This window comes from Rathayibacter sp. KR2-224 (assembly GCF_049446075.1).
Taxonomy (GTDB): Bacteria; Actinomycetota; Actinomycetes; order Actinomycetales; family Microbacteriaceae; genus Humibacter.
On the sequence record NZ_JBMSEB010000001.1, the window covers coordinates 2,676,383 to 2,701,010 of the forward strand.

The window sequence follows — 24,628 nt, forward strand, 5'->3', positions numbered from 1 at the left end:
ACTATTGTAGTGATGCAATAAACTCGGTCCGGGCCGACGGCCGGTCACCAGTCGAGGGGAGAGGCGCCGCATGACGAAGCCTGATCACGCCATCGCGGGCGACGCGGAGGCAGTGCTCACCGCATCGCGCGCGCTGCTGGGTATCGTCGCCCAGTCCGTAGCGCCGGCGCTGGAGGCCGTGTCGCTTCCGCAGTTCCGCGTGCTGGTGCTGTTGTCATCCATGGGCCCGACGAGGGTAGGGGCCCTCGCCGACCGTCTCGGCGCGAACGTCTCCACATTCAGCCGTTCGGTGGATCGCATGGTCGCTGGTGGCTGGGTCGCCCGAGCCGAGAACCCGGAAAGCCGCCGCGAGGTCCTGCTCGAGCTGACGGATGACGGTCGCTGGCTGGTCGAATCCGTCACGGTGCGCCGCAGGAGGGGCATCCAAGCGGTACTCGACCAGATGCCCGATGCGGAGCGCGCGCAACTGACCACGGCGCTGCAGGCATTCGCCACGGCAGCGGGCGAACCGGCTGTCGACGACCTGCTTCCCCTGGGGCTCTGACATGCACGGCGGCGGATCCGGTTCCATGTCGGGGCCCATGTGGATGCCTGCGCAGCCGCTCACGCTCGCGCGCCTGTTCGCCTTCCACCCCCAGCCCATCCCGATCCTGCCGCTCATCGGGTTGGCACTTCTCCTCGCCTACCTGGCAGGCGTCGTCGTGCTCCTCCGGCGAGGCGATGCCTGGCCGATCGGCCGCGCGGCATGGTGGTTGCTCGGCATCGCCAGCTGGGAGCTGATGACGGCCACTGGCTTCGACGGCTACGGCATGATGCTCTTCAGCGTGCACATGGTGCAGCACATGGTCGTCGGCATGCTGACGCCGATCCTGCTCATGCTCGGGGCTCCCGTGACGCTGCTTCTGAGGGCGCTGCCCGCCGGGCGGCGGCGCAGCGCCAGATCGGTCGTGCTCGACGTGCTGCACTCGCGTGCCGCAGCCGTGATCGCGAACCCCGCCGTCACGGTGGCCCTCTTCTTGCTCAGCCTCTACGGCCTCTACTTCACGTCCCTGTTCGACTGGCTGATGAGCACCTGGTGGGGCCACAACCTGATGGTCCTGCACTTCTTGCTGATCGGCATGCTCTACTTCTGGGGCATCCTCGGCGTCGATCCGAGCCCGAGACGCGGTGCGGGGCTCATGGGTGCTTTCGGACGCCCGGTCTTGCGCATCGCCGAGCTGGCGGCCACTGTGCCGTTCCACGCCTTCTTCGGCGTCGTGTTCATGATGGCCACGACGGTGCTGGTGCGCTTCTTCGCTGTGCCTCCCACCTGGTCGACGGCGAGTGCACTCTCCGATCAGCAGACGGCGGGCGGCATCGCCTGGGGCTTCACCGAGTTGCCCACGCTGCTGGTGCTCGGAGTGCTCTTCCTGCAGTGGCAGCGCACGGATGCCCGTCGCGCGGCACACGCGGACCGGCGAGCGCAACGCTACGGCGACACGGAACTGGAGGAGTACAACGCCAGGTTGGCCGCCCTGGCCGGCCGGGATCGGGCGGAACCATGATGGGCGCGACCCTCGCCTACGCATTCACACTGGGCTTGGTCGGACTGCTCAATCCGTGCGGTTTCCCGCTGTTGCCTGCCTACCTCGCGATGTTCGTGGACGCGTCCTCGCGGGCATGGTACGACCGGCTGTGCGCCGCACTCCGTGCTGGCCTCTGCCTGACGGCCGGGTTCGTGGGCACGTTCGGCGTTCTCGGACTCGTGGCCGGGTCGCTGGCCGGCGTTGTGATGCAGGTAGCGCCGTGGGCGATGCTCGTGATCGGCGCCGGGCTCTGCTTCCTGGGTGTGCTCGCCGTGCTCGATCGGATGCCTCGCTTGCGCCTGCCCGGCGTGGTGTTCCCCACCGGGCGGGGTGCGCTCGCCATGGCCGGCTTCGGCGTCGCCTATGCGGTCGGCTCGCTCAGTTGTTCGCTGCCGATCTTTCTCGCCGGAGTCGGGGCATCCTTCTCGACGGGATCCGTCGTGTTCGGATTCGCGGCGTTTGTGGCGTACGCACTCGGGATGGGGCTGTTCGTCACCGCAGCCTCGGTGCTCGCCGCGTTCGCCGGAGGCGCGGTACTGAGGATCATGCGCAGGGCGTCGGTCGTGGTACCCCGCATCGCGGGCGGTCTCTGCATCGTCGTCGGGCTGTACTCCATTGGGTACGGGATGAACGCACTCGGCATGCCCGACCCGCTCGCGTGGTCGATCGCCTACGTCGATCGTGCGCAGTCTGCCGTCACGGCTGGCCTGGGTGCGACCTGGCCCGTCGTGGCGGTGGTGTCGGCCGTCGTGGTCTGCGCATCGCTGCTCGTGCTCGCGCTCAGGCGGTCGGAGAGCGAAGCCGGCCATCGACCCGAATCCGAGAAAGGTTCAGCATGACCCGGAATCCGCCGTCTCCCGTTCGCCGACCAAGACGCGCCGTCCTCGTCGCCGCCTCTGTGGCGCTCGCCGCGTTGGTCGCCGTGCTGCTCGCCGTTGCGGGCCGGGGCGGGGCAAGTCAGGCGCAGGATGCCTCGCGCGACTACCTCCGGGCGGGCATGAACAAGCCGACGGCTACGCTTCTTGCGCTCGACCCGATGCGCGGCGTCGGCACGGTGAAGCAGCCCGAGTACACACTCACCAACGAGGACGGCAGCCGTATGACCGCCGACCGGTTCCTCGGCAAGGTTGTCGTGCTCACATTCAACGACGACAGGTGCGCCGATCTGTGCGCTCTCTTCGCCCAAGACGTCATCGCGGCCGATCACGACCTCAGCGCAAGAGCACGCGCTCACGTGGCGTTCGTCTCGGTCAACGCCAATCCGTACTTCCCCGCTCCTGCCGACGTGGAAGCGTGGTCAGAGCAGCACGGGCTGACAGGGCTGCCGAACTGGTACTTCGGCACAGCCGACCCGGCCACCCTCGCCCGCACAGCGCAGGCGTTCGGCGTCCCGATCCAGCTCGATCCGGCGCAGCACTCCGTGCAGCACGGCACCGAGATCTTCGTGGTCGGCCCAGACGGCCGCGAGGTCGACCTTGCACAGTTCGGTGCCGAAGACGCAGACACCGGCCCGTTCTCGCATGGCCTCGCGCTGCTCGCGAACGATGCTCTGCCGTCCTCCCAGCGGGGCGCCGTTGCGGGATCGGACCTGCCCACGACCGTTGCAGGGGGAACGGACGTCGGTGACACGCCCTCACCGATCACGGGCTCGAACCTGAACGGCTCACAGTCGCTCTCGACGGCATCCGATCACGGTCACTACACGGTCGTCGACTTCTGGTCGAGCACGTGCACGGCCTGCGCTCAGCAGCTGCCGGCCGCCGAAGCGGAGCATCGCGCCGTCGGCGCTGCCGTGCACTTTGTCGGGGTCGACGTGGACGACCCGACGGTCCAGGCACGTGCGGCGGCCAGCAGGTATGGCCTGGACTTTCCGCTCATCGCCGACAGCAAAGGTACGGATGCCGCCCGCTTCCGCGTCGACAGCCTCCCCTTCACCGTCATCCTGTCGCCGTCGGGCAAGGTGCTCGTGAGGCATCCGGGGCTCTTCACGCAGGAAGAGCTCGACTACGTGCTGCGCGAGATCGACACGTCGCTGCCTCCCGCCTAAACGGCCGACTTGGGCGAGGCGCACACCCCGGCTGCTATTCGCCGGAGGCGTCGGCGGAGCGGGTTGACTGCTCCGGCACCCAGTTCACCGGCCCCGATCCGGCAGGCACGAGGGCATCGAGCTGCGTCACGGTCTCGGCGTCCAGCACCAGGTCGCCCACCGCGAGGTTCTCATCGAGGTGGTCCACGCTCGCCGTGCCGGGGATGAGCAGCGTGTTCGCGCTGTGCTGCAGCAGCCAGGCGAGCCCGATCTGCGAAGGCGTCGCACTCAGTCGATCCGCCGCCTGACGCACGGCCGCCTGCTCGGTCACCTTCGGATACCACGCGATGCCGCCGCCGAGCGGGAAGAACGGCACCCACGCGATGCCCTCATCGATCGTCACGCGAAGCATGTCGTCGAACTGCCTGTCGATCACGCTGTACGCGTTCTGCACGGCAGCGATGCCCGCAGGCAGCGCCTGCCGCAGCACCTCGAGCGTCACCCCGCTGAGCCCGATGGCTCGGATGTCGCCCGCGTCGCGCAGTCGGATCAGCACCTCCAGCTGGTCTTCGAGCGGAACATCCTGCTCGGCCTGCGCCCGCAGCCCCGGACCCGAGTCGAGTCGACGCATGTAGACGAGGTCGAGGCTCTCGCGCCCGAGCGTTGCGAGGTTGTTGCGGATGCTCGCCTCGAGCTCCTCCGGACGCTGCGCCGGGCGCAACGGGACCGCCCCGCCGTTCTCGTCGGCCACGGCGCCGATCTTGGTGGCGACGAGCACGTCGTCGCGATCGCCCACGACCGTCCTGATCACCTCGTTGACGAATCCGTCGCCATAGAAGTCGGCCGTGTCGACGTGGTTCACGCCGGAGTCGAGCGCACGCTGCAGAACGGATGCCGCGGCATCCGGTTCGCCGGTGAGGCGCATCAACTGCATGGCACCGTAGCCGACGCGCGCGACGGGCCGCCCGGCGATGGGGTAGGTGCCGCCCAGTGAGGGGCGGACGGAAGTGGAATCAGACATGGTTCTCCTCAGGATGGGCGCCCGCCGAGGCGCGCGAGATCGCCGGCGCCCGGTGGCCTGCCGGCGGGGATATCCGCGCGACGCACTCGGAACAACTCGTACAATGGGATTGAAGTGGAGGTTGCTCCGCTTACGATCACGAGCGTAACGGAGGTGCCTCCGGTTGTCTAGAGGCGATGCATCCCTGTCAGCGGAGGCGCTGCATCCTGCCCCCGGGAGCCTGTCTGGCGAAGGCCAGAGCGAGGGGCCGGCGGCAGCCACGCAGCCGAAGCTACGTGCTGATGCCGCACGCAATCGAGCTCTTCTGCTCGACGCGGCCCGTGACGCCTTCGAGGCCGCACCGAGCGGCGCACCGGTCTCGCTCGAGGCGATCGCCAGAGCTGCGGGAGTCGGGATCGGCACGCTGTATCGCAACTTCCCGACGCGTGAGGTGCTCGTGGAGGCTCTGCACCGGAGCGAGCTGGACGAGGTGGTGGCGTCGGCGGCGCCGCTGCTCGAGAGCCACAACGGCTTCGAGGCGCTGCGGCTGTGGATGGATCGCTACACGCGGTTCGTTGCGACCAAGCAGGGAATGGCGGATGCCCTTCGCGTCGCGCTTGCGTCAGGTGCGATCCGCAAGAGCGAGACGCGCGATCGCATCAACGAGACCGTCGGCGGGCTGCTGGCGGCTGGCGCAGCGGATGGGAGCATCCGCCCCGACATCGACGCGGAAGACCTCACGACCATGCTGGTCGGCATCTTCGTCGCGACGGGCGACGCCAAAGACGCCAAGCGCGTCCGCCGCATGCTCGACCTCCTCACGGCCGGCCTCCGCCCGGCACCGCGGGCCCAGTAGCGGCGAAGCCCCTACCGCGGGTTGAGTAGCGGCGAAGCCGCGTATCGAAACCCACCACCCAGCTCGGTTTCGATACGCCCGCTACGCGGGCTACTCAACCGCCGGTGGTGCCCGCTACGCGGGCCACTCAACCGCCGGTAGTGCCCGCTACGCGGGCCACTCAACCGGCAGCAGCCCCCGCTACACGCGCTACTCACCGGCGGCACCCGATGCCCGCAGCCCCCATCACGCGTCGCTCGTGAGAGCCTCCAGCTCGGCGCGAAGCGTGGCGAGCTCGATGTCGCGGTCAACCTCATCCAGGGGCGCAGGCGCGTTCGTGTACTGCAGCGCGTGATCGACGAGCGATGCGCTCACCTCGTCCCAGGCATCCCGCCGCGCCTGCTCGATGAGATCGAGTAGGTAGTCCTCTTCGCCGATCTTCTCGCGCAGCGCCGACGCGGCCTCCGTCGCAACCATGAGCCGGTGCCGCACGTTCGCCTCGTCGCCCCTGCGGTAGTCGTGCACGTGCTCTGCGCGTCCCGACCTCCCGGCCGTACGGGCAAGCTCCTCGGTGAGGCGGTCGGATGCTTCCTGCGACTGGTCGGCGAGCTCCTGAAAGGCAGCGGATGCCTGCGGCAGATACGTGCGCGCGTCGTACGCCCGCGGGGACACGACCGCGTCGACCGCGATGGCGTTCTTCAGGCGCAGGCGTACCGCGTACTCCGCGATCATCATTCCCTCGGAGACGGACTGCTCGACGGTGGCCTGCGGCGGCACCACCACGGCGGCGTCGTTGTACGGCTTGAGGATGCGCCGCTTGCGCCAACGCGAGAACCAGCCCACGACGCCTCCTCTGCTCCGGCGCTTAACGCTACCGGCGCGGGCTCCGCTGCGGGGCGGGCGGGATGCTCTCGAACCAATCGCGCATAGCACGCTGATGCCTTCGGTACGGTGAAACGGAGCGGAGGAACCATGGCGACCGAACGAGAACTCGAACTGCCCGACGGACGCACCGTGAGGTTCTGGGACACCGGCGTGCCCGAGACCGCCGGCGCCCATGCTGGCGGTGAGCCATCGCCTGATTCGGCCGGCGGTCGCCGGGACGACCCACGCGCCGCCCTCACCGTGATCTGGCATCACGGCACGCCGCAAACCGGGCGCGTGCTCGAGCCGGTCGTGCAGGCCGCGGCGGCGCGGGGCATCCGTGTTGTTTCTTGTGCGCGAGCGGGATATCCCGGAACCTCGGTGTTGCCGGGCCGCACCGTTGCCGATGCCGCTGCAGACGCGGTCGCGGTCGCCGCGGCACTTGGCCTCGACAGGTATGCCGCCGTCGGGGCATCGGGCGGTGGGCCGCACGCTCTGGCGTGCGCGGCGCTCGACCCCGACCACGTGATCGGCGCCGTGACGCTCGCCGGCATTGCGCCATATACGGATGCCTACGACTGGTTCGCGGGCATGGCCTCGCCTGGCGCGCTCTCCGGAGCGCTTCGGGGCGGGCGCGACGAACGGCAGCGCTACGGCGAGACGGCGGAGTTCGACGAGTCGAGCTTCATCGACCTGGACTGGGCGGCGCTGCAGGCCGAGTGGGCGCCGCTCGGGGCCGACGCCAACCGGGCATCCGTCGAGGCGACCGAAGGGGGTGAGCCGCCGTGGGGCGAGATCGACGACGATGTCGCGTTCACCACCGCCTGGGGTTTCGAGCTGTCGACGATCGGATGCCCGACCCTCCACGTGCAGGGTGGTCGCGATCGCGTCGTTCCCCTGAGCCACGGAGAGTGGCTTGCCGCCCTGCTTGGATCGGGCGAGTTCTGGCTGCGCCCCAACGACGGCCATATCTCCGTGCTGGGCGCGTTGCCGGTCGCATTCGACTGGCTGATCGATGTGGCGGAGCGCTCGGCTCGGTAGTCGCGCCCGCCAACGGCGGGGCGGCCGCGAGGCTCGGTTGAGGCGCTCTCATCATTCCTTCAGCAAATGCCAGTGTTCACCTATCTGAGTCGTTTAGCCTCGACTGAAGTCCTGATGAAACCACGGTTCAGGGTGAGACCAAGACCAGACAGCGCAGACTCAAGAGCGCGCACGAGAGGCGGTGCACATGGCCGAACGACGCATCCCCGTCGATGGCACTCGACACACGCGCGCCGCCGCCCGGTCGGCACGTTCGCCCCGCGCCATCGCACGCCATGGTCGCCTGCGCTCGAATCCGTGGGCCACGTTCGGCAAGATCGTCGCTTCAGTGGTGGCCGTTGCAGCTGTCAGTGTGCTCGGCATCGCCGGTGTCGCCGCCGTGAACCTCGTGAGCGACACCCACAAGTCGTTCCACTTGAACGGCGCGGGGTCGCAGGCGATCCCGAACATCGCAGCCCTCAAGGGCGGAGTCAACATCTTGGTCGCCGCCTCCGACACCCGCAGCGGGCAGGGGGATGCCTGGGGCACGCTGAACGATAGCTCGGGCGTCGGCAACAACGACGTGACGATGCTCCTGCATCTCTCGAAGGATCACAGCCACGCGATAGTGGTGAGCTTTCCGCGCGACCTGATGGTGCCCATCCCCGCGTGCGGCAACAACGACGCCCAGGATCTGGCGCAGTTCAACACCACGCTGTCCGAGGGCGGCATGAGCTGCGTGGCCGACACCGTCACCCAGATGACCGGCATCAAGATCCCGTTCGCCGCGCTCATAACGTTCAACGGCGTGGTGGCGATGTCGAACGCGGTCGGCGGAGTGCAGGTGTGCATCGGCGGCAACGGCATCGACGACCCGGACACGAGCCTCAACCTGCCCGCAGGCGAGGTGACGCTCCAGGGGCAGAACGCCGCCGAGTTCCTGCGCACCCGGCACGGTGTTGGTGACGGATCAGACCTGTCGCGCATCAGCAACCAGCAGGTGTTCCTCTCCTCACTCGTGCGCACCATCATGAGCAACGGCACGCTGACGAACCCGGTCAAGGTGTGGGGGCTGGCCAAGGCAACGACGAGCAACGTGACGCTCTCCGACAGTCTCAACAACGTGACGACGCTTTACCAGATCGCCACAGCGCTCAAGGGGCTCAACTGGAGCAACATCGCGTTCGTGCAGTATCCGACGGTGGCAGATCCGGATAACCCGAACCGTGTCGTCCCCGACGACAACGCAGCGCAGACGCTGAACACCGCGATCCAGAGCGACCAATACGTGCAGATCACGGGCGGCACGGGCGACGGATCCGTCACGGCATCCGACCAGCCGGCCCAGCAGCCGAGCGCGGCCGCGTCGCCGAGTAGCAGCAAGAGCTCGAGCAAGAAGAGCACGGCCACAGCAACCCCGTCGCCGTCGTCCACGCCCGTGCCGCTCAGCACGAACGTGCACGGCCAGACCGCGGCGACCCAGACCTGCTCGAACGGCGCGGGCTGACGCGGTCGCGCCGCCCACGGCGGTTCGACCCGTCCCGGCCGTCAGTTATGATGGTGGGCGTGTGTCCGCCGCGGCGGGTATGCAAGGAGACGTCGCATAGTCAGGCCTAGTGCACCACCCTGCTAAGGTGGAGTCCCCGTAAGGGGACCGAGGGTTCAAATCCCTCCGTCTCCGCCAAGCCATACGGCCCCGAATTCCGCGGAATCACGCGGAATTCGGGCCCGATTCGTATCTCCGGATCGCGCGTTTGGCCGCATTTTGGCCGCAATTCAGCTGAAACAGCCGACCCCAGCGGCGATCAGAACGTGCTCGTTGTGAATTGCACTGCTTTCGATCGATCGCGATCGAGCGCCGTCGCGACGCGATCAATGTCGTCGTTGAAAAGGTCCGCGTACGTGTCGAGCGTCATGGCTGCCGACGCATGTCCCAGCATCCGTTGCACCGCCTTGACATTGGCTCCGCTGCTGATGGCAAGGCTGGCCGCAGTGTGGCGCAGATCGTGCAAGGTCATCGGATTGAGCTCGGCGGTACGAAGCGCGGTCTTGAACCACGATTTGCTGCCAGCGCTCACGCGTGTGCGCCGCATATGGAAGCCGTTCGGACCGGCGAATACCAAGTCGGTTGGTGCCTTCCCGGAGATTTGCTGCTCCAGGTGCGGCACCAGGAAGTCCGGAATCGCCACCGCACGACGCTTATGCGTCTTTGGTGTTCCGACCTCGATGTATCCGCCGACCTCAACGGCATTCACGACAACGCTTATCCGGCGCGCCTTTAGATCAAGGTCTTTGACCCGAAGCCCGATCGCTTCACCCCAGCGCAAGCCGGTATATGCAAGAACGTAGACGAGCGCTGCATGGTCGCCGGAGTGCCTGGCAAGACGCTCAACCTCTTGATGGGTGAGGTAGACGTGTGCTTTCGGAACCTTGCGGGGCAGCTTGACGTTGCGAGCCGGATTGACCGGGATGCGCTTATCCAGCACCGCCGCATCAAGTATCGCGGCGAGAACGCCATATGCCCTAAGCACTGTCGTCGCCGAACGACCAGCCGCCAAAGCGCTTACCCACGACTGCACTTCCGAGTGGGAGATCGAGCCAATAGACCAGCTACCCCACTTTGGCTCGACGTACACGCGCCAAGAACTTTGTACTGGCTTCAGTGACGACGGCTTGAGGTTGACGCGAGTGCCCAACCACTGCGGCCCAAGCTCGGACACGAGGATGCGGGAAGCGCCCGGATCGATGAACTGACCAGTTGCCTTTCCCACCTCAACCGTAGCGAGGAAGACCTCCGCGTCGCGCTTTGTTTTGAAGCCTCGCTTTTGGCCCTCAGAATGATCGGGCTTGCGGTACCGAACCCGGTATCTCCGACCAGCGGCAGTCTCATACGCCGAAACGAACCCCACGCCTCCACCTCTCAGCTAGCTGATCGTCCAGCCTGCGCGTTGCAGATAGTCCTCCAGCTCTGCTGCCTCGGCCTCGAGTGCGACCGACCGGGATCCTTGAGCGCTGACACCTTGGTCTCGGAGGGCTTCATTCGCGGCGGCTTGGCGGACCATCTCGCGCCGGAGTCTGGAGAGCGTCCGATATGCCTCCAGCTGCAGGAGGTCGAGGCGTTCATCCGGGTCGGGGGAGCGATAGTCGCCGGCGAGGGTGCCGCTGAACCAGGCTTCGAACTCGCCAGCTGTCATTTCAGCGAAGTCATCGCTGAGGTTGGGGAGGTCGAGGCTGCTTCCCGGGGCGGTGATGTCTGCGAGCAGATAGGCGGGGGGTACTCGTAACGCGCGTGCGATGTTCAGGAGTTGGCTGACGCTGAGGTCGGCTTTGCGGCCGGATTCGATGTTCTCGAGGACGGCGGCGGTCACGTTCCCACCGAGGACTCGTTCGGCCAGTTCCGTCGTGGAGCGGTATCCGCGGCGTCGGCGGAGTTCCTTGATGCGTTGTCCGATGCCGCTGGTCTTTCCCGGTTCCGCCATTTCAACAGAATACGCCTTCGGCACTTGTCAATCCAACGAAAGCGTCCTACCGTCGAAATGACAGCAATGTCATTCAGTCACTGTCAGTACGACGGGAGTGGGTCATGTTGGGGGATTACATTCAGCCGGTCGAAGTTGAGGAGCTCACGGGGATCTCGGTGGGCGCCTTGGCTCAGTTGCGCTACCACGGTACGGGGCCGCGGTTCTATAAGCCGACGCCGCGCACGGTGCTGTACAAGCGGTCCGAGGTGCTGGCGTGGATCGAGGCCAGCGCCCAGACCAGAACCGGAGCGCTGGCATGATGCCGGCCGAGACGGACCTGGTGACTGTGGTCGATGGCTACCTCGTTCCGGTTGATCCGGCCACGGAAACCGACTGTGAGTCGTGCCAGTGAACGGCCGGAAAAGCCGCGGCGCGTCGCTTCTGTCTAGCCCCGTTCGAGGGGTTACTTTCCTAGTCGATGGTCTACGTTCAGCGCATCAGCACCACGACACACCAGCGTCGCTCCTTCGGGAGGCGGTGAGTTCCGATGGCTGAGGGTCCGACCACGCCGCGCACCAACGGTCGGATCCTCGTGTGGGTCACCGCGATGGCTGTGGCGTTGCTCGCGGGGGGCGGCTTCACTCTTTCGTTCTCGTCCCTGATCGACTTGGCGACGTTGTCGGGGATCGATCGCCAGTTGGCGTTCCTGTGGCCTCTGATCGTGGACGGGTTCATCGTCGTGGCCACCGGTGCAGCGTTCGCGTTGAAGGGACGCTCACCCCGGATGACCTGGTACCCGTGGACGGCACTCAGCTTTTTCGCTGCGATCAGCGTGATCGGGAACGCCGTGCACGCTTCCCAGGTCGCGGACCTCAGGGTCCCGATCGTTCTCGCTACCGCCGTTTCGGCGATTCCGGCGATCGCGTTGCTGGTTGCCACTCACCTACTCGTGGTGATGGTCGACGCGAATACCAGACAACCAGTCGCCCCCGCGGCGCCGGTACCGACTGTGGGGAAGTCCAACGACTCAAACCAGGAGCTGGTGGCGGCATTGCAGGCAGCCCGTGATGCGGGACAGCCGCTGACGGGGGCGCTGGTGGCCGCTCTTGCCGGCACATCGGTGCGTACCGGCCGTCGCCGGTTGGCGGCGTTGCGGGAGCAGTTCCCGAACCAGCTACAGAAACCGTCTGACTCCGTGGAAGGAGCCTGAACACGATGTCATGGGGGACCGTCGAAGAATCCACCACAACGCGCGCCGACATGCACGTGCTGCTGCATGCGGTGGATGACATGCGCGGCTACGTGGTGCATCAGCTGCCCGCTCGTCCGAACGACGTGGAGGCTGTCTTACAGGAAGCACGCGAGACGGTGTGGCGGAAAGCCGACACGTTCGATCCAAGCCGAGGAAATCCGAGCAGGTTCGTGTTCGGCATCACCCGCAACATCGTGCACCGCTACCACTTCCAGCATTCCGACACCGAGGAGCTTCGCGAAGACCCACCGGTCCCGCGGGACACCGATGTGCTGGCCGGGTTGGTGCACCGGTTCGACCTGCACCGGTGGATCAGCCTGGTTGCCGACTTCGTCGGCATTGAGGAGTGGGAGGTGATCACGGATCTCGCGTTCGAAAGCGGGAACACGGAGACCGTCGCAGCTCGTCACCAGATCACCGAGCGCCGGCTGCGCTCGATCCGGGACCATGTCTGTCACGTCACCTACACGGTCCGGGCAGCGTTGGCCGCGATCGATCTCGACCTGCCCCGCACCGGCAGTCTTCTGATCAACTGCCTGCCGCCCACCGGCGGGTACCGGGAAGCGGCCGAGTACCTCGACGAATCCGGTGCTGTGCTGGCGCAACGCCTGGGCATCCATCCCGGCTCCGCGCGGGCACGGCTGGCCATCACGAAACGCCTCTTGACGATCGCGCAGATCGTGCTCGACCGGGAATCCCAACCATGACCGCCACCGCCCTCACCCTGACGACCCGGACAAAGACCGGCCGCAAGCTCCTGCTCGTGATCGCGGGCATCCTGGTCGTCGTGCCGCTGGCGGTGGCGTTGCTGCCGGTCGGCATCGTTCTGGCCATGGGCTCGGCAACAGCCACCGGGTACACGGGGGCATGTCTTGGCGGGTCGCCGACCGTGCAGGCCGGTCAGGTAGTGGACGGGTACGGTCACGACCAGCTGGTGATCGCAGCGACCATCATCCAGGTCGGGCGCCAACTGGGCATCGACGAGCACGGGCAGCAGATCGCCGTGATGACCGGGATGGGCGAATCCTCCCTACAGAACCTGGACCACGGCGACGCCGTCGACAACACCACCATCGGTGTGTTCGGGCAAGGCGCCGGCTACGGCACCCGGGCGCAACGCCTCGACCCCGGCACCGCAGCTGCAGCGTTCTACACCCGCATGACCGCCGTTCCCGGCTGGGAACAGATGGACCCCTCCGCGTTGGCGCACCGGGTCCAGGTCAACCGTGACCCAAACCACTACACCCCCTACTACCAACCCGCCGGCGACGTCATCGCCGCTCTCACCGGCACAGCGCCGGCCGCGTGCCAGGTTCCCGCCGACGCGGCCGCGGCAGCGAACCTGCTGGTGGCTGCGATCAACACGGGGAAGCTGACCTTCCTGGAGAACCGGTACCAGCAACAGGTCATCAATATGGCCAACGGGACTGCCAGCCCGGACTGCGTGCTGGATGTGCACGTGCTGCAAATCATGGTCATCGCGGTGAACAACTTCCAGCAGGTCGGGGTGTCCGACCTGAACCGGCGGTGCACTGGCGAAACACCTGGCGCAGGTACAGCCTCCGCGCACTGGCAAGGCAAAGCCGTCGACTTCTACGCCCTCAATCACCAGTCCCTCACCGGGGCCGACAGCCTCTCCCTGCAACTGATCCGGCTCCTGGATCCATACGTTCCGCACGGATCTGGGCTCGGCCAGTCCAACATCCGTGCCGCCGCAGGCGACCCGATCACCGGACTGCAGAACTTCACGACTCAGTTCGCCGATACCGGCGACCACCAACACATCCAGGTCCCCTGAACGAACTGCGCGCCGAAAACGCGCCAGATCGCGAAGAAGTAGTGAAAGCAGTCAGAGAAGGACAAGAGACAGATGCACCGAAGCACGAAGCTCCTCACCACAGCCGCACTGGCCGCGGTCCTCACCCTCACAGGCTGCGCAGCCGCGCCCGGCGTGAACGCTCACACGCAGCAGTACACGGTCGTACCCCAGCCCACGCAGGCGGTATCAGGGAAGCCGATCGCTGAAGGCATGGTGAAGTCCGTACTCGTCTCGGTCTACCCGGCCGGAACGGTCAAGGCGACTCACGGTTGCGGGTGCAGCCTCAAGGGCGACCCCCGGGAAGAGCTTTTCCCGGCCGGGACGCCGGTCGTCGTGCTCAAAATCACTCTGACCGGGATATGGGGACCAGCCCAAGGAACGTCCACCACGCAAGATGTCTCGGGAACCAGCCTCAGCAGAACCAGATTCGAAGGCCGCCCGGAACTCGCACAGCTCGCCACCAAGGACGGTCCACGCGCCGCCGCCCACCTGCGGCTGCCATGGATGCCAGCGGCGGCCTTCGCCGGCCACGTATGGACGATCAGAAACAACCAGCCCGTTGCCTTTGCTGCCGCCTGGTTTCTGCCGACCGGTGTCGACACCCTCGACCTTGTTGTCAACGTGCCATCTGAACGAGAACCGACCACCCTCACAGTCAAACTTCCGGACGCGGTCCTCCGAAAAGCCAACGCCGAGAAGGAATGACCATGTCTGTCGTGTCCCCAAAGGCCGGGCTCCCGAGCTTCACCCTGCAAGGCGTAGCAAGCGTTCTGCGTATCGGAACGGTTCGTGCGAATAACCACAACGACGACAGCAACGAAACAAGGGAACCGAACGAGAGGAAGCAATCATGATCAGCTCCATCACCACGGCCGCCAACGAGGTCCTTATCCGCATCGACTCCAGGTTCGGTGGTCTTCTCACTGTTGCGAACCCGTCACCGGACTTCTCGGGCCCGGGCGTGTCCGCACTGCAGTCGATCGCGAACGTGGTGTTCGCGATCGTCCTCACCCTCGCTGTGATTGGCGGGCTGATCGCAGCCGGGTTCATCGTGGTTGGCCACGTCTCCAGTAACAACCGGGTGCAGAAGATGGGCATCGTCGGCGTGATCAGCTGCATCGCCGGTGTCGCCGTTGCTGCCGGGATCGCCGGGCTCATCAACTGGGGTGCCTCCCTGAAGGTCGCCTGAGGGACGAAGGATCATGTTGCTTTCTGCTTCTACTGACCCGTGGAGCCCCAACTACGGCTGTTTCGTCACGGACTGGGGATGCCAAGCCTCGCAAACTGTTGCGGGGTTCATGGCATCGGTGATCCGTAACCTGGCAGACTTCGTCGGCACCATGATCGCCGGCTCGTTCAACACCAACATCGACCCGAACAGTTGGAACATTGCGCACTCCCAGTTCCTGTTCTGGGTCGCGGTCACCTCTCCGGTGATCCTCCTGATCGCGCTCGTGCAGATCGGGATCGGAATGGTCCTGCAGGACTGGCACCGCATCGGCCGCACGGCGATAGGCGCGGGTGTCGCGATCCCGTTTAGCGCCGCCTGCGTGTGGGCCATGCAACAGTTCTCCACCATTACCGACGACGTGACCAAGAACATCACCACAGCAGTGCAAGGCGGAAGCATTGAAGAGGCACTTCTACGAGTAGTGGGACTCTTCGACCTGCCTTCGAAGGCACTAAACGCAGGCATGCAAAGCACCGACTTCCTGCGCGGCAGCCCGATATATCAACTCGTCGCATCCGGATCAGCGAACAAGGACGCGATCGGCAATTACTTCCTGGCGTTGTTCATGGTTGCGCTGATGATGATCGCGTCGCTGTTCTTGTTTATTGCGATGTCGATCCGCGAGTTCGGGCTGTTGGCTCTGGCGGCCATGGCGCCCGTAGCCCTGATGATGATCGGCCAACCGAAGCTGAGCGCGTGGGCGCAACGCTGGGCCAGCCTGACCACCGGCCTGTTGTTGGCGAAACCACTCGCCGCCGGTGTGGTGCTGCTGGCAATTCAACTGACCAAGTCCGCGGACAGCATCGGCGTCCTCCTGGTCGCAGCCGGTGCAGTGGTCGCCGCCTCGTTCTCCCCGTTATGGGCCACCCGGTTGGTGTCCTTTGCTGGCGCTGAGGCCGGCACAGCTCTGCATCGGCGGATGTCCGTCCGCGACCAGGTCTCTCGGATTAACACGGCAGGCGCGCCGATGCGCGCCCTGGTGAAGGTGGGAGGCCACTGATGAGCACCCTCATCGCAGATACCGTCCTGACCGAAGAGGGGGCGCCCCGAGTCCGGTTCGCGGCGCGGGAACGCCGCGGCGTGTTCCTTGGCCTCAGCGTCAGCCAGCTGGCTGTCATCGCTGCGGTGGTAGGCATGCTGCTTGTCACGCTGTTCGTGAACGTGAACGCGATCTGGGTGATGCTTCCGGTCGCTGCGGTCTTGTTCTTCTTCGGCGTTGCCACCTACCGGCGAGAACCCGTTCTGCAGATCATCTGGCAAGCCGCCCGCTACACCTACCGCGCGTTCACAAGGCAGACCCAGTTCCGTAGGGATGTGTGGTGGCGGGTCAGCACCGCCAGCCTGGACGTGGGTCGTGCACATCAGGACGCGATCCGACCCCAGCTGGTATCCCGGTTCCTGCTGCCCGGCGCGTTGGGGGATGTGCACATCATCCAGATCCCAGGGGCGGGCGCATTCGTGTACAACGCGCGCGGCAGCCTCGCCTCGATCACTCTCCGCGTCAGCTCGACGGCGTGGGCACTACGGGATCGGGGTGTGCAACGGGGAGCGTACGACGGGTTCGTGGAATGGGTGGCCTCACTGGAGAACATGCCCGGACTGGTGGAAGCCACCTGCCGCATCCGCGTGGACCGCGCATCCACCAACCAGCTCGAGGAGTACCTCACCACACGGATCGACCAGCAGCACCCGGCCGTGTCCGAAGAGTTGGCCGAGGACTACGCTGCCCTGATCGCTGCAGCAGCGAAACGGTCCATGGGATTCACCAACTACGTCACCCTCACCTTCTCCACCACAGCGTTGAACTCCGCCATCCGCGACGGCGGTGGAGGCATGACCGGGCTTGCTGCTGTGTTGAAGGAACGGGTCGCAGGGTTGGAGCCGACGATCGAACGATCCCGACTGACCCTGGACAGCTGGCTGGATGCAACAGATCTGGACGACCTGATGGCCGCCACCTCCGATCCCGTCACTGCCACCCACCGGCGGGAACGAGAATCCCTCAAGCACCGGGCTCCGGAGTCGAACCAGCCGGTGATGGGGATCGACGAGGGCTGGAACAGTCTGCGAGTGGACCAGTCCTGGCATCAAACCTTCTGGGTCGCCGAGTGGCCACGCACCGATGTGCGCACCGGATTCCTGGAGCCCCTGCTGTATGCGGGGGACGCGACCCGGTGCATCACGTTGCAGGTGCGACCGGTACCGATCCACAAAGCCCTTAGTGAGGTGAACCGGGCCCAGTCCGACATGGAAACCGCGGCCGACATCCGGCTGCGGTTGCACTCCCGGGTCACCCTGTCGCATCAGCGGGAGATGGAGGCCCTCAACGCGCGCGAGGAGGACTTGGTTGACGGGTTCGGGGACGTGAAGATCCGCGGTTTCATCACCATTTCCGCCGAAACCGAAGACGCCCTCAGCAGAGCTCGCACCGAGATCGAACAAGCCTCCCACCCCTGCCGCCTGGTGCTGGCGTCCATGGCCGGGCAGCAAGCTGCTGGGTTCGTCACCAGCACCCTCCCGGTGCCGGTGGAAGGGAACTGACATGCCCGCACAGATCATGGGACCGATTGCCGTCGGCGACACGCGAGCGTTGAAAGCCGCCAAGAACGCCGGGGGAGGTGCCGAGGCGCAGGGTCGTCGCCTGGTGCCGCGGGGCGAGTTGCCGCAGTCGAGCATGCCGGCATGGGGATGGCGGCACCGGCAGAACCTGCGCGGACCCCTCCGTGCTGCACCACCGCCGCATCGGGTGTCCTCGAAAACGTTGGGCGGCGCATACCCGTTCCTGGCCGAGACCGGCGACATCCTCACCGGCCCCTACATCGGGGAGAACCAGCTCTCCCGCACCCCGTTCTGCTTCGACCCGTGGGACGCCTACTCCGCCGAAGTTGTCCGCTCCCACTCGGTGGCGATCATCGGGGTGAAAGGCACCGGGAAGTCGATGCTCGCCAAATCCTGGTCCGCCCGGCTTGCCCGCCTGGGCAGGAAGATCGCCGTGCCGCACGATCCGAACGGGGAATGGGTTCGTGTGGCTGAGTACGTCGGCGGTAAGTCAATCAGCGTCGGCCCTGGCCGGTCCACCCGGATCAACCTCCTCGACGAAGGACCACGCGATTCTGCGTTTACGGATGAGCAGTGGAACCAGAACGTGCTGCAATACCGGCGCGCCACCATCAAAACCATCGTCCGCCGCCTCCGCGACGGCGCCAGTTTGGAACCGGTGGAACACACTGCCCTCGACATCGCGTTGGACGGCCTCCGCGACCACACCACGGTCACCGTTGCGCACGTCTACCAGCGCCTCCTCGACCGGACAACTGCGGGCGTTGAAGTAGACGATGCCGGCCGCCGGTTGGCGCACGCCCTCCGCCGCCTCGTATCGGGGGATCTGACCGGGTTCTTCGACGGACCCTCCACCGTCGCATTCGACGCGGACACCCCGATGATGGTGGTCGACACGTCCGCCCTGAAAGGTGCCTCCCCGGAAGCGCAGGCGTTGGCCCGGTTGGCGACAGCGAACTGGATCCGCCGCGCCACTCTGGGCAGCAACCGGCAAGCCCGCGTCATCGTGCATGAGGAAGCTGCCGTCGAACTCCTCAACGACGTCTCCGGCGGCGACCAGCTCGCCGACCGGGTCGAAGACGAAAAAGTCGCAAGGCACCTGGGCACCTCGAACTGGTACCTGCTGCACCGCATCGCCGACCTGGACTCCCTCGGCGACCGCAACTCGGCCCTGCACGCCCGCGCCTTGGGCCTCCTCGCTGATTGCGAAACCCGTGTCTCCTACGCCCAACACATCGGGGAGATCGCAAGGTCCCGGGAGATCCTGGGCTGGAACGACACCCAAGCCGACGTGGTCCGGAAACTCCGCAAGGGGGAAGGGCTGTGGCAGATCGGCCCGGACCGGTTGGCGAAAGTGAAGAACATCTGCACCGACCACGAACTCACCGTCTTCCGCACCGACGCCCTCGGAGGCGAACGAGCATGAACAGCAACCGGGGCACCCTCACCACCCTCTACCTGATCTGCGGTCTCGCTCTCGCCGCGGTCCTCGCCAGTGACATCGGCGCCGCCACAATCCGGCTTCAGTGCGGGGCCGGAGGACGCCCGACAAGCATCGCCGCCGGCCTTCAATGGGCCATCGGCGGCGACCCCTCCGGCTACACATACCCGCTCGGCTGCACTCCCTCCGTTACCGGTGTCCGGATCGCAGGCATCGGCCTCGTTCTCCTGGTGATCACGATCGGCGCGGTAGTGCTGGCCTGGTGGTTGCGGTATCGGCAGTCCGACCAGCACTTCATCCACGACCTGAAAACCCGGGACGGGTTCGCCAAAACAGGGGAGATCCGACGGTACGTGTCCGCCCACGCTGTGACCGCGAAGACCCGCACCCTGCGCCCTTCGGCCACGAAGGGGGCGCCGGAGTTGGTGGGGTGGAAGGTCGGCCGCTCGCACGGGCGGGAGGTGTACGTGTCGATCGAGGACTCCGTCGTCGTGGAAGGCGCACCTCGCAGCGGGAAGGGATACCGGTTCATCATCAACGCCATCCTCGACTGGACCGGCCCGCTGATCACCACCTCCACCAGGAATGACAACCTCTCTGCCACCATGGCCGCCCGGGCCAGGCGCGGGCAGGTGACCGTGTTCGACCCGCAACAACTCTCCGGTGTCCGCTCGAGCCTGCGGATCTCACCGATCACCGGCTGCGAAGACCCCCTCGTCGCGGACCAGCGCGGGCAGGCCATCGTCGCCGGCACCGCCCTGGGTGCGTCGGCGAAGAATCAGGAATGGGCACAAGTGGCCTCCTCCGTTCTCTCCCGACTCTTGCATGCTGCCGCCGTCTCCGGCCGAGACGTGGACGCCCTGGCACGGTGGGGTTCAAACCCCCGCCTGGCTTTGGAAGCGGTCAACGTACTCACGGAGGCTGGCACAGCCGGGTGGGCAGAGGACCTCGACGCGATCATCAACGGCGACGAACGGCTCCTGGCCTCCAGCTGGTTCGGTGTCTCCGGCGCCGTCCGTCCTCTAGCCATCCCCGCCATCAGAGATGCCATGACGCCCCGCCCCGGTGACACCTTCGACCCCGACACATTCCTGACCGGGGAGAACACGCTGTACCTGATCGGCACCGGCGCGGGAGCAGGCTCCGTCGGTGGATTCCTCGGCGCTGTCCTGGACGACATTGTCGAAACCGCTCGTCGGAAAGCCCTCGCTTCCGCGGGCTCGCGTCTCGACCCGCCGCTCGCCCTGATCCTGGACGAGATTGCGAACATGTTCTCCTGGCCCGCTCTGCCCAGGATTATGGCCGATGGCGGCGGCATCGGCGTCTCCACCGTCGTCGTCCTGCAAGCGTTATCGCAGGCGGAGACGGCATGGTCGAAAGCGGAAGCCGACACCATCTGGTCCGCTGCCACCGCCAAACTCCTCCTCGGGGGTGCCAGCGACGTCGGCCACCTCCGCGACGTAGAGTCCCTGCTCGGCACCCGCCGGATCCGCTCTCGAGCCCACACCTACAGCGACACCAACACCACCACGAACATCAGCCGGGAGAAAGTGCCCGTCCTGACCGTGGACGAGATCCGACGGATGCCCCACACGATCGGATTGCTCGCATACCGGAACCGTCGCGGCGTCCTCCTCGACCTCCAAGGCTGGACCGACCGTTCCGACGCCCGCACCATCAGCGCGGGAAAGACCGCGACCGAGCAGGACCAGGAGCAGGTGTTCGCCAAGCAATACGAAGCCGCCCGGTCACGCCGGGCCGCTGCGGGGGAGCGGCGCTGATGTCCAACCACCGCAAACCCCCCTGGAACGGCGCCGCATACCGCACCCGTTACCTGCACTCACCCGCCTGGTACCGGCGGCGCGCGAAGTGGTTCATGGCCGAGCGCCACGAACACGGAGCACTGCGTTGCGCCCTCTGTCTCGGCACTGGGACGGAGAAGACGCTCGAGCTGCACCACCTTGACTACCACGGCGTCAGCCAAGGACCACACGGCTGGGTCGCCGCCGAACCGCACGAAGACCTCACTGCGTTGCACCCGCGCTGCCACGAATGGGTGCACAAACTCATCGACCGCGACCGGGCCCTCTCCGGCCTCATCTCGAGGCGAGCCGCTTCCACGCAAGCCATCGCGAGGTTGCGGGGCAAGATTGCGCAACTCCTTGAGGAAGGGGCCGAGCCGTGACCGGTCAGGACATCAGCGAGCTTCTCGATTCGCTCCCGGAGGGGTGGGAGAAGGAATCGCGGGACCGGCTCGGGGGCATGCTCGGCGTCACGATCGTCAACTGGCGCACCCTCAACTCAGACACCGCTCCGGAAACCTGGGAGCGGCTCGCCGACTGGGTCGACTGGTTCACCGACCGGTATCAGATCCCGCAACGCAAGATCCCCGCCTGCTGGTACCGGCACCCCGCCCTCGTCGAAGAACTCTCCGCCCTGCACACCGCCTGGACCGTCTCCTTCGACACCGTCGACGCCGGATACGGACCCATCGGCTGGCACGAACGCCTCGCCGCCGCCCTACCCCGACTCTCCACCTGGTACAACGGCGAATGCCACGGCGGCCACGCCCCACCGCACTCCACCCCGCAACCAGGACACCAGAACGATCCCGGCTGGGCGGAATGGGCAAGTTCTCCACACGGCGGAACGGGTGCGCGCCCAGAACGGGACGAGAACTAGGCGTTTCGCGAAGAACAGGTGAGAGCTCCACACCGGAGCAGTACAACGAAAGGAACGACCATGTCGACCAAGGTCCCCATCACCATCGAAGGCAACCTCACCTCCGCGCCAGAGTTCGCCGAGACCGAGAACGGGGTCAAGTACGCCAAGTTCACCGTCGCCGTCACCGACCGCAAACTCCAAGACGGACAATGGGTCGACGCCGGCGTGCAATACCACCGCGCTACCGTCTTCGGCCGCACCGCCGAAAACGTCCGCGACAGCCTGGGCAAAGGCGACGCCATCCTCGTCACCGGAAACCTCGAATTCCGGCACTGGATCGACCAGGAAAGCCAGGAATCCCGCACCGGGACCGAGATCGTCGCCGACGCCGTCGGCCCCTCCCTCCGCTACAACACCGCACGAGTGGACCGGCACGCCCCAAAAGCTGACGGCCCGGCCATCCAACCCACCGGGCCGACCCCCATCCCTACCGCGACGGCCGCCGAAAGCGCAGGCATCGCACGGTAGACCCCGCCTAGTGCTGCACTAACAGTGGTGGGCGACCGAGTCTCGGTCGCCCACCACTGTCGAATAGGAGGAGCAGATGGCCACACACGACCCCGACGCCGCGGCTCATCCAAGGAACCAAACCGTGAGGACCCGAGTACCGACTCGAGGCGATCGAGCATCCCGCCGACATGCACCTAACAGATGCGCTCTACAACCTCCCGACCCCTGTTACCCGACTGTTCGAGATGCTCCATCGCGGCGATCTCGCGGGCGGCGAGCCACGCGAAACGACGCCGGCATCCCGTCGTCGGCTGAAGCGCTTATCGTCTGCTGACGTGGACCAGCTCGTCCATGAGTATTGCGATGGACAGGGCTCGATCTACGAGCTCGCAGATCGCTGGGGTGTTCACCGCAACACGATCGCGAAGCATCTCAGGTCACGCGGGCTCGAGCTTGGTCGGCTGCCGCTCGCGAACGTTGAGATCGAGCGAGCGCGGAAGCTGCGGCGGCATGGCCTGTCCTTCAACGCTATTGGGCGCGAGCTTGGTCGCGACCCGAAGACAGTGAAAGCGGCACTGTCCTAGTAAGCACTCGCTCAGCACGAAGGACAATCCGCCGATCGAGTAGTGCGCTCGTGGCCCTAGAACTCAGGGAGCAACTAGGTTCCACACGGCCTGGGCGATCGTCGCGTCGAGCTTGATGTCAACGATCTGTCGGCCAATCAGATCGGCACCCGATCAAGCGCGACCCGAAGGCCCTCGCGAAGGAGATGCGGCTGCAAACCAGCTGGTAGCGGAGCAGGTCGTACCCCCTCGATAGCCTCATTTCAGAGTCATCGAAGGAGCGTCATGGGGTTCGAGTCAGCGAAGCACGTCGAGCAGGTGCTGCGGGAGATTCACGCGCGCGAGTATCTGCTGCCCGCCATCCAGCGAGAGTTTGTCTGGGACACGGACGACATCGTGAAGCTGTTCGACAGCCTGCTGCGGGGCTACCCGGTGGGCTCGTTCCTGTTCTGGAAGGTGGACGCGGAAACGGCGACGGATTACGTCTTCTACAACTTCCTCACCAACTACCACGAGCGCGACGAGCCCTATGCCGTTCGCGCCACGGTTCCGGCGGATTCTGGCACCACGGCGATCCTCGACGGGCAGCAGCGTCTTACTGCGCTGAACATCGGGCTGTACGGAAGTCACGCCACGAGGCGGCGCTACGGCCGCTCGTCGAGTTCACAGGCGTACCCAAAGAAGAGGCTCTACCTCAATCTGGTTGATATCCCTCCGGATGAAGAACTCGGTCTCAAATACGACCTCCGCTTCCTGACGGAGGACGAAGCCCGCCCCGCACCAGCGGCAGAAGGCGCCAAGGCGATCGACCGATGGTTTCTGGTCGGTGACGTGTTCAGACTCACGGACGATCCCGTGGGCTACATCGACGTCGTCACCGAGCGCGCAATTCCCGACATCCGCGAGGGAACCCGGCGCCTCGGCGCCCTTTATACAGCCGTGCGAAAAACACCATCGATGAACTATTACCTCATCGACGAGAAGGAGCGAACCCCGACGAGGTCCTCGAGATCTTCATCCGCGTCAATCAGGGCGGTGAGAAGCTCACTAACTCGGACCTCCTACTGTCGATGGCAACGAACCAGTGGTCGACCGAACCCGGGGCCCGTGAAGAGGTCAGGAACCTCACCGCCGAACTGAACACGCGCGGGTTCAACTTCGATAAGGACTTTGTCCTGAAAACGGCGCTCACCCTCGTAGGCGCGGATGTCCGATTCAAGGTGGAGACGATCACTCACCAGAACATCGCAAAGGTCGAGAACGACTGGCCGAAGATTTCGGCTACCCTGCTACGCACCGCCGACCTCCTGAAGTCGTCCGGATTCTCCCGCGAGTCCCTGACCGCCAACAACGCGGCGATCCCAATCGCTTACTACCTGCACCAGCGGAACATCGCGGACTCGTTCCTCGAGTCCACTGCCAGCGCGCCGGAACGCGCTGAGATCATCCGCTGGCTGACTAGAACCCTCCTGAAGCAGGGCGTGTGGGGTTCGGGACCAGACACGCTTCTCACGCGCCTCCGATCGGCGATCGATCGCGAACTGTCGATGCCCGGTTTCCCGAGGGCCGCGCTCGATGCCGAGTTCGCGGCGCTCGGCAAGGCTCTGATCTTCGACGACACTGAGATCGATGGTCTGCTTGAGCTTTCCTACGGCGCTCGGGGTACGTTCGCCGCCCTCGCGATTCTCTACTGACGGCGCTCAGCGAATTTCCCCAGAGTTGCTCAGCGAATTTCCCCAGGTCGCGGGGTAACGCTAGCGCAGGTTTGTGCCGGTGGTGACGCGGCGGAGTTCGTCTGCTGCGGCGTGGTGGTTGCGG

27 protein-coding genes and 1 tRNA gene are annotated in these 24,628 nt (G+C 65.9%); 24 read left to right on the forward strand and 4 right to left on the reverse strand.

The genetic code is table 11. The features are described from left to right. Positions 1-70 precede the first annotated feature (70 nt). The 4 genes from ACO2Q7_RS12325 to ACO2Q7_RS12340 are packed head-to-tail and all read left to right on the forward strand — an operon-like array spanning position 71 to position 3,612. Positions 71-544 (forward strand): MarR family winged helix-turn-helix transcriptional regulator, encoded by a 474-nt coding sequence (locus ACO2Q7_RS12325; RefSeq protein ID WP_423355890.1) that lies wholly within the window; start codon positions 71-73, stop codon positions 542-544. Positions 545-569: 25 nt separating this feature from the next. Beyond that, positions 570-1,544 carry a cytochrome c oxidase assembly protein gene (locus ACO2Q7_RS12330; RefSeq protein ID WP_423355891.1) on the forward strand — a complete coding sequence of 325 codons (975 nt, stop codon included), beginning with the start codon at positions 570-572 and terminating at the stop codon, positions 1,542-1,544. Then, a complete protein-coding gene (locus ACO2Q7_RS12335) occupies positions 1,544-2,404 on the forward strand; it encodes a cytochrome c biogenesis CcdA family protein (protein ID WP_423355892.1) in 861 nt (286 codons plus the stop codon). The genes ACO2Q7_RS12330 and ACO2Q7_RS12335 overlap by 1 nt, the downstream gene beginning before the upstream one ends. After that, a complete protein-coding gene (locus ACO2Q7_RS12340; RefSeq protein ID WP_423355893.1) occupies positions 2,401-3,612 on the forward strand; it encodes a redoxin domain-containing protein in 1,212 nt (403 codons plus the stop codon). The genes ACO2Q7_RS12335 and ACO2Q7_RS12340 overlap by 4 nt, the downstream gene beginning before the upstream one ends. A 34-nt stretch (positions 3,613-3,646) precedes the next feature. On the opposite strand, the gene ACO2Q7_RS12345 is transcribed toward ACO2Q7_RS12340, so the two are convergent. After that, complete coding sequence (locus tag ACO2Q7_RS12345; protein ID WP_423355894.1) at positions 3,647-4,612, reverse strand: aldo/keto reductase; 966 nt, start codon at positions 4,610-4,612, stop codon at positions 3,647-3,649. A 163-nt stretch (positions 4,613-4,775) separates the two neighbouring features. On the opposite strand from ACO2Q7_RS12345, the gene ACO2Q7_RS12350 reads away from it, so the two are divergent. Next, positions 4,776-5,447 carry a TetR/AcrR family transcriptional regulator gene (locus ACO2Q7_RS12350; RefSeq protein ID WP_423355895.1) on the forward strand — a complete coding sequence of 224 codons (672 nt, stop codon included), beginning with the start codon at positions 4,776-4,778 and terminating at the stop codon, positions 5,445-5,447. 225 nt (positions 5,448-5,672) lie between these two features. On the opposite strand, the gene ACO2Q7_RS12355 is transcribed toward ACO2Q7_RS12350, so the two are convergent. Beyond that, a complete protein-coding gene (locus ACO2Q7_RS12355) occupies positions 5,673-6,269 on the reverse strand; it encodes a hypothetical protein (protein WP_423355896.1) in 597 nt (198 codons plus the stop codon). A 129-nt stretch (positions 6,270-6,398) separates the two neighbouring features. Here ACO2Q7_RS12355 and ACO2Q7_RS12360 point away from each other — a divergent pair, with 129 nt between their 5' ends. The 3 genes from ACO2Q7_RS12360 (at position 6,399) to ACO2Q7_RS12370 (ending at position 8,994) form a co-directional block, all read left to right on the forward strand. Beyond that, positions 6,399-7,331, forward strand: a complete 933-nt coding sequence (locus ACO2Q7_RS12360) for an alpha/beta fold hydrolase (RefSeq protein WP_423355897.1) — start codon at positions 6,399-6,401, stop codon at positions 7,329-7,331. 187 nt (positions 7,332-7,518) lie between these two features. Beyond that, on the forward strand, positions 7,519-8,817 hold the full coding sequence (locus tag ACO2Q7_RS12365; protein ID WP_423355898.1) for an LCP family protein: 1,299 nt from the start codon (positions 7,519-7,521) through the stop codon (positions 8,815-8,817). Positions 8,818-8,902: 85 nt separating this feature from the next. Next, positions 8,903-8,994 (forward strand) — tRNA-Ser (locus ACO2Q7_RS12370). A gap of 121 nt (positions 8,995-9,115) precedes the next feature. Here ACO2Q7_RS12370 and ACO2Q7_RS12375 read toward each other — a convergent pair. Continuing rightward, positions 9,116-10,219, reverse strand: coding sequence for a tyrosine-type recombinase/integrase (locus ACO2Q7_RS12375; RefSeq protein WP_423355899.1), 1,104 nt, complete (start codon positions 10,217-10,219; stop codon positions 9,116-9,118). A 15-nt stretch (positions 10,220-10,234) separates the two neighbouring features. Continuing rightward, positions 10,235-10,789: a helix-turn-helix domain-containing protein gene (locus ACO2Q7_RS12380; protein WP_423355900.1), complete on the reverse strand. Its 555-nt coding sequence runs from the start codon at positions 10,787-10,789 to the stop codon at positions 10,235-10,237. Between the two features lie 104 nt (positions 10,790-10,893). Between ACO2Q7_RS12380 and ACO2Q7_RS12385 the strand changes: the two genes are divergently transcribed. The 16 genes from ACO2Q7_RS12385 (at position 10,894) to ACO2Q7_RS12460 (ending at position 24,504) form a co-directional block, all read left to right on the forward strand. Continuing rightward, on the forward strand, positions 10,894-11,091 hold the full coding sequence (locus ACO2Q7_RS12385) for a helix-turn-helix transcriptional regulator (RefSeq protein WP_423355901.1): 198 nt from the start codon (positions 10,894-10,896) through the stop codon (positions 11,089-11,091). A 227-nt stretch (positions 11,092-11,318) separates the two neighbouring features. Further along, positions 11,319-11,981 (forward strand): DUF2637 domain-containing protein, encoded by a 663-nt coding sequence (locus ACO2Q7_RS12390; protein WP_423355902.1) that lies wholly within the window; start codon positions 11,319-11,321, stop codon positions 11,979-11,981. Between the two features lie 5 nt (positions 11,982-11,986). Next, the gene (locus tag ACO2Q7_RS12395; RefSeq protein ID WP_423355903.1) at positions 11,987-12,730 is read left to right on the forward strand and encodes a sigma factor; all 744 of its coding nucleotides are present in this window, start codon (positions 11,987-11,989) and stop codon (positions 12,728-12,730) included. After that, on the forward strand, positions 12,727-13,821 hold the full coding sequence (locus tag ACO2Q7_RS12400; protein ID WP_423355904.1) for a hypothetical protein: 1,095 nt from the start codon (positions 12,727-12,729) through the stop codon (positions 13,819-13,821). Before ACO2Q7_RS12395 ends, ACO2Q7_RS12400 begins: the two co-directional genes overlap by 4 nt. A gap of 231 nt (positions 13,822-14,052) precedes the next feature. Further along, on the forward strand, positions 14,053-14,547 hold the full coding sequence (locus ACO2Q7_RS12405) for a hypothetical protein (protein ID WP_423355905.1): 495 nt from the start codon (positions 14,053-14,055) through the stop codon (positions 14,545-14,547). A gap of 145 nt (positions 14,548-14,692) precedes the next feature. After that, positions 14,693-15,031, forward strand: coding sequence for a hypothetical protein (locus ACO2Q7_RS12410; protein WP_423355906.1), 339 nt, complete (start codon positions 14,693-14,695; stop codon positions 15,029-15,031). Positions 15,032-15,044: 13 nt separating this feature from the next. After that, entirely contained in the window at positions 15,045-16,073 is a 1,029-nt protein-coding gene (locus ACO2Q7_RS12415; protein WP_423355907.1) for a hypothetical protein, read from the forward strand. Further along, complete coding sequence (locus tag ACO2Q7_RS12420; protein WP_423355908.1) at positions 16,073-17,614, forward strand: PrgI family protein; 1,542 nt, start codon at positions 16,073-16,075, stop codon at positions 17,612-17,614. Before ACO2Q7_RS12415 ends, ACO2Q7_RS12420 begins: the two co-directional genes overlap by 1 nt. Before the next feature lies 1 nt (position 17,615). Next, entirely contained in the window at positions 17,616-19,058 is a 1,443-nt protein-coding gene (locus tag ACO2Q7_RS12425) for a hypothetical protein (RefSeq protein WP_423355909.1), read from the forward strand. Next, positions 19,055-20,854, forward strand: coding sequence for a type IV secretory system conjugative DNA transfer family protein (locus tag ACO2Q7_RS12430; protein ID WP_423355910.1), 1,800 nt, complete (start codon positions 19,055-19,057; stop codon positions 20,852-20,854). Before ACO2Q7_RS12425 ends, ACO2Q7_RS12430 begins: the two co-directional genes overlap by 4 nt. Then, positions 20,854-21,258 carry a hypothetical protein gene (locus ACO2Q7_RS12435; protein ID WP_423355911.1) on the forward strand — a complete coding sequence of 135 codons (405 nt, stop codon included), beginning with the start codon at positions 20,854-20,856 and terminating at the stop codon, positions 21,256-21,258. Before ACO2Q7_RS12430 ends, ACO2Q7_RS12435 begins: the two co-directional genes overlap by 1 nt. After that, a complete protein-coding gene (locus tag ACO2Q7_RS12440) occupies positions 21,255-21,755 on the forward strand; it encodes a hypothetical protein (RefSeq protein ID WP_423355912.1) in 501 nt (166 codons plus the stop codon). Before ACO2Q7_RS12435 ends, ACO2Q7_RS12440 begins: the two co-directional genes overlap by 4 nt. 60 nt (positions 21,756-21,815) lie before the next feature. Further along, complete coding sequence (locus ACO2Q7_RS12445; RefSeq protein WP_423355913.1) at positions 21,816-22,265, forward strand: single-stranded DNA-binding protein; 450 nt, start codon at positions 21,816-21,818, stop codon at positions 22,263-22,265. 317 nt (positions 22,266-22,582) lie between these two features. After that, a complete protein-coding gene (locus ACO2Q7_RS12450) occupies positions 22,583-22,831 on the forward strand; it encodes a helix-turn-helix domain-containing protein (RefSeq protein WP_423355914.1) in 249 nt (82 codons plus the stop codon). 264 nt (positions 22,832-23,095) lie between these two features. After that, a complete protein-coding gene (locus ACO2Q7_RS12455; RefSeq protein ID WP_423355915.1) occupies positions 23,096-23,950 on the forward strand; it encodes a DUF262 domain-containing protein in 855 nt (284 codons plus the stop codon). Then, positions 23,881-24,504, forward strand: coding sequence for a hypothetical protein (locus ACO2Q7_RS12460; RefSeq protein ID WP_423355916.1), 624 nt, complete (start codon positions 23,881-23,883; stop codon positions 24,502-24,504). The genes ACO2Q7_RS12455 and ACO2Q7_RS12460 overlap by 70 nt, the downstream gene beginning before the upstream one ends. The last annotated feature ends 124 nt before the right edge of the window (positions 24,505-24,628 follow it).